Consider the following 885-nt stretch of genomic DNA (forward strand, 5'->3'; position numbering starts at 1 on the left):
GCCGCCGATCCTCGTCGAAGGCGTTGGCGGTGAGGGCCACGATGGGGTGGCGCGCACTGCCGGTGCGGGCTTCCCAGTCCCGGATCAGGGCGGTTGCCCTGTAGCCGTCCAGCTCCGGCATCTGGATGTCCATCAGGATCAGGTCTGGCGCCTCGCCCTGGGTGACGGCCTCCACCGCCTGGCGGCCGTCCTCCGCCACCTGCACGCGAAGGCCGAGCCTGCCGAGCATGCCCTCGATGACCTTGCGGTTGGTGAGGTTGTCCTCGGCGACCAGCACCCGTCCGCTGAGTTGTCCGGCCGTGATGGCAGGGGAGAGCGGCGTCGGCCGTGCCTCCCGACGGCTGTCTGTGCCCGGGGAGATCAGCCCCGCGCGGATCCGGAACCAGAAGCGTGCGCCCTTGCCCGGCGTGCTCTCCACCCCCACGTCGCCGCCCATCAGGCGGGCCAGGTTGGCGACGATGGACAGGCCCAGCCCGGTGCCGCCGAATTCCCGCGTGGCCGAGCTGTCGGCCTGGGAGAAGGGCTTGAACAGCAGGCCCAGCTTGTCCGGGTCGATGCCGACGCCGGTGTCGCTGACCGAGAATTCCAGCAGCGCGGTGTCGCCTGCGCGGCTGATCTCCGCGCCTTCGATCAGGATGTGGCCGCCGGGGGTGAACTTGACGCCGTTGCCGATGAGGTTGGACAGCATCTGCCGCAGGCGGTTGGCGTCGGCCTCGTAGCGCTGGCCTTCCGGGCCCCGCCAGCGGGATTCGAGCTGCAGGCCCTTGCCCGTGGCCGAGGCCGCGAACAGCGCCTGGGTTTCGTGGAGCAGCTGGTCCGGCGCGACGCTCGTCGGTTCGATGCTGAACTTGCCGGCCTCGATCTTGGACAGGTCGAGGATGTCGT

1 protein-coding gene is annotated in these 885 nt (G+C 70.3%); it reads right to left on the reverse strand.

The genetic code is table 11. The features are described 5' to 3' along the window. On the reverse strand, positions 1–885 hold an 885-nt coding region (locus tag L6Q67_RS23535; protein ID WP_296575950.1), incomplete at both ends, for an ATP-binding protein.

The sequence above is a fragment of the Zoogloea sp. genome, from assembly GCF_023150065.1.
In the GTDB taxonomy this organism is placed as follows: domain Bacteria; phylum Pseudomonadota; class Gammaproteobacteria; order Burkholderiales; family Rhodocyclaceae; genus Zoogloea.